General features: G+C 37.3%; 1 protein-coding gene. It reads right to left on the bottom strand.

The window, feature by feature from the left end; genetic code table 11:
• Window positions 1-515: hypothetical protein (locus AC5O77_RS22680; protein ID WP_494507288.1), on the bottom strand; the 515-nt coding region annotated here is incomplete at both ends.

Genomic DNA, 515 nt, shown 5'->3' with positions numbered 1-515 from the left:
GTAGCAGTCTTATTAATATTAGCTATTTCAGTAGTTTGGGTGTCTACAGTCTGCTGAACATTAGTGTACTTAGTGTCTAAGTCCCCAGTTTTAGTGTCAAAGTCAGTCTGTGATACCTTTGTAGCTACTAAACCAAGGGCTTGTGTAGCGTCACTTTGGGCTTTTGTTACCTTACCATCATTGGTTTGTTGGTATTGGGTAAATGATTGGGTGATTTGGTTATCACGGTTGGTATAATCTTGTACTATATCTTCAGGTGCTTGTGTATAATCCGTTGGCATATTGCCAATTTCTAACTTAGGTAGCTTAATATAAACATCTAATGCAGACTTATCAGTATCAAAGTACATAATAAGACTGATATGGTCAGCATTATTTGCTACACCACTTTGTGATAGTCTTGACCAATCTGTACCTATAGCACCTTTTGTTACAACAGTAGTGGTTCGTTCGGCACCAAAATTATTAATGTACGCTGTCCCTTTAATATCAGCGCTAATTGTGTCTCTTATTCT

The sequence above is a fragment of the Stenotrophomonas sp. INTA L402-1 genome, from assembly GCF_059295135.1.
This window is presented reverse-complemented; position numbering and strand designations above follow the sequence as displayed.